Below are 2567 nucleotides of genomic sequence, written 5' to 3'. Positions count from 1 at the left end.
ACATCGCCTTCGAGATACGGCCCGCCTCGGATGAGGCCAGCCTCGACGGCAGCGGGCTGGTGGTGGTCAATCCGCCCTACACGCTGGAAGGCGAATTGAAGGTCCTGTTGCCCGCCCTCCATAAGGTGCTCGCCGTCCGGCAGCCGTCGCGCTGGAGTTCTGATTGGCTGGCGGGCGAGTAGGGCGCCTGCGTTCGCTCAAGCCAACGCCGAGGGCGTCACGCCGGTCAGCCGCCGGCTTTCGCGGATCAGATGCGCCTGGTCGGCATAGCCCGCCTCGATCGCGAGCAGCGCGGTCGAGGCTTCGCCCTGCTGCCGCTGCATGCGCCGGAACCGGTGGAAGCGCAGGATGCGGTCGAGCGTCTTCGGACCATAGCCGAAAGCGTCCTCGAAACGCCGGCGCAGCGTCCGCTCGCTCATATGCAACTGGCGTTGCAGGAACGGAACCAGCGGCGTTTCCGGCGGCAAACCTTCGTGTATGACCTCGAAAGCCCGGCCCATCTGAGGGTCGAGCACAGCGCGTCCTTCCGTGTGCGCGCCGATCGTCTCCTCCAGGCGCCGAACCAGATCGGCGAGGTTGGGCGTCGCTCTGATCCGGTCTGAAAGCTCGCGGCTGCGCGTGCTCCACAGCTCGCCGAGATCAAGCCGTCCGCCGACGATTTCGCCGGCCGGCACGCCGAGCCAGCCCGCCGCCGCGCCTGGCCGGAAGCGGAAGCCCACGATCACCACCCCAGCGGCAGGCTGCTCGATCTGCGGCTCCTTGTCCGGGCCGGCGATACGGAAGCGGCCATCGATCCATTGCAGGTCGATCGTCGCGTCCGGCGTGATGACGATAGGGGGAACGGCCCGCTCGTCCATGCGATGGACCCAGACAGCGGAGAAGGCATCGGCCAGCCTGCCGGCGGCAGGCCGCTCCCGAAAAAAGCCGGTGGTCTGTGCCAGGACCGGTTCCATCTCCTCTCCGATCTGCTCCAGCGGGGTTGCCGGATCGGTGTGACGGTCATTTTGGCCGAAATGTTCAATGCCGGCCGCGTCATCCATGGCAAAACGGACGGAACTTCACGGCGCTTCACGCGCTCGCATCGGACCGCATCCGTTTGCGACTGTGGTCACGGATATAGAAAGGAGTGAGAGAAATGAAAGCTCGCATCACCGTATTGACGCTCGGCGTCGACGATCTGGAGGTCTCCCTCAAATTCTATCGCGACGGCCTCGGCCTGCCGACCGAGGGCATCATCGGCCGCGAATTCGAGCATGGCGCCGTCGCCTTCTTCGATCTCGCCGGCGGCCTGAAATTCGCCATCTACGAGCGCGCCAGCATCGCCTGGGATGCCACCGTGCCGCAAAGCGGCCGCAGCCCGACCGAATTGACCATCGGCCACAATGTCGGCAGCGAGGCTGAGGTCGACGCGGTGATGGCTGAGGCCGTCAAGGCCGGCGCGCGCGTGGTCAAGCCGGCGCAGAAGACCTTCTGGGGCGGCTATGCCGGCTATTTCCAGGATCCCGACGATCATCTGTGGGAGGTCGTCTACAACCCAGCCTTCATCCCCGAGGAGTGAACGGAGCCACGCACGTCGAGAGGAGATCGCCATGCTCGTTCAAATCGTTCAAGCGCTCGGCGCTCTCCTCATCGGCGGCGTGTTCGTCTTCGCCGGCATCGAGCATTTCCTCAAATTCGGGGCGATGCGCGACTATCTGGCCGCGCAGAAATTTCCGGCTCCGGCGCTGATGCTGGCCGCCGGTTCGACGGTCGAGATCATCGCGGGCTCGCTGCTCGCCGTTGGCGTGGCACGGCTGTTTGCCGCCGTCGCTCTGGCCATCTTCACACTGGCGACGAACCTCATGCTGCTGCGTTTCTGGGCTAGCGCGGAGCCGGAGCGCCAGGTGCTGCGCAACGCCTTCCTGATCAACATTGCCGTCATCGGCGGGCTGCTGCTTGCCGGCACTTACTGATCAACCGGCAAATCCGCAACGAAGCTTTGCGGAAACCATTGTTTTCGCGACCGCTTGACCGCCGCCAAGCGAATCCGCACAGTGCGTGCAACCGACCTCGAGAGGCTGTCATGACTCGCTTCGCCCATTCCGCTCTTGCCGCGCTGGTTGCGCTGTCCACTCCCTTTGCCGCTCCGCTGGGCTTCACCCAGGCGGCGCAGGCCGCCGACCTTTCGGTCTACAGCGGCGACGATGGCAGCGTCTGCGGCGAAAGCTGGGTGCTGAACAAGATCACCGACCGCTTCTCCTACCAGGTGCATCACGTGCCGCATCTGCCGGACGTCGCGATCACCGATTTCCGCGACATCCGCCAGCATCGCTACGAGCCGGCGAGCGAGGAATGGCCGATCGGCCGCCATTATTGCCGCGCCACCGTCAACCTGTCGGACGGCCACGACCGCTCGATCTTCTATCTGATCGAGGAAGGCCAGGGCTTTGCCTCGATCGGCGACAATGTCGAGTTCTGCGTCTTGGGCTTCGACCGCTGGCTGGTCTATAACGGCCGCTGCCGCGTGCTGCGCTGAGGCGGCGCTGACGGGCATGGATATCACGACGCTGCTTGCCTTCGCGGCGGCC

Annotated in this window: 5 protein-coding genes; 4 read left to right on the top strand and 1 reads right to left on the bottom strand. The window is 65.3% G+C overall.

What is annotated here, in order from left to right:
* On the top strand, positions 1-182 hold a 182-nt coding region (gene rlmJ / locus EOA27_RS31460), incomplete at its 5' end, for a 23S rRNA (adenine(2030)-N(6))-methyltransferase RlmJ (RefSeq protein WP_127258105.1).
* Positions 183-197: 15 nt separating this feature from the next.
* Here rlmJ and EOA27_RS31455 read toward each other — a convergent pair.
* Complete coding sequence (locus EOA27_RS31455) at positions 198-953, bottom strand: helix-turn-helix domain-containing protein (RefSeq protein ID WP_126078213.1); 756 nt, start codon at positions 951-953, stop codon at positions 198-200.
* Positions 954-1135: 182 nt separating this feature from the next.
* On the opposite strand from EOA27_RS31455, the gene EOA27_RS31450 reads away from it, so the two are divergent.
* From EOA27_RS31450 to EOA27_RS31440, 3 genes are all read left to right on the top strand, one after another.
* A complete protein-coding gene (locus EOA27_RS31450) occupies positions 1136-1558 on the top strand; it encodes a VOC family protein (RefSeq protein ID WP_126078212.1) in 423 nt (140 codons plus the stop codon).
* Positions 1559-1589: 31 nt separating this feature from the next.
* Positions 1590-1952, top strand: a complete 363-nt coding sequence (locus EOA27_RS31445) for a DoxX family protein (RefSeq protein WP_126078211.1) — start codon at positions 1590-1592, stop codon at positions 1950-1952.
* A gap of 110 nt (positions 1953-2062) precedes the next feature.
* Positions 2063-2515: a hypothetical protein gene (locus EOA27_RS31440; protein ID WP_126078210.1), complete on the top strand. Its 453-nt coding sequence runs from the start codon at positions 2063-2065 to the stop codon at positions 2513-2515.
* Positions 2516-2567: the final 52 nt, after the last annotated feature.

The sequence above is a fragment of the Mesorhizobium sp. M2A.F.Ca.ET.037.01.1.1 genome, assembly GCF_003998075.1.
GTDB lineage: Bacteria > Pseudomonadota > Alphaproteobacteria > Rhizobiales > Rhizobiaceae > Mesorhizobium.
The sequence above is the reverse complement of the archived record's forward strand: the minus strand, read 5'-3'. Positions and strand labels throughout refer to the sequence as shown.

What these genes read in the sequence shown, in the direction of transcription:
- EOA27_RS31455 (WP_126078213.1), bottom strand. Translation starts at nt 953, where the DNA reads ATGGAACCGGTCCTGGCACAGACCACCGGCTTTTTTCGGGAGCGGCCT.
- EOA27_RS31450 (WP_126078212.1), top strand. Translation starts at nt 1,136, where the DNA reads ATGAAAGCTCGCATCACCGTATTGACGCTCGGCGTCGACGATCTGGAG.
- EOA27_RS31445 (WP_126078211.1), top strand. Translation starts at nt 1,590, where the DNA reads ATGCTCGTTCAAATCGTTCAAGCGCTCGGCGCTCTCCTCATCGGCGGC.
- EOA27_RS31440 (WP_126078210.1), top strand. Translation starts at nt 2,063, where the DNA reads ATGACTCGCTTCGCCCATTCCGCTCTTGCCGCGCTGGTTGCGCTGTCC.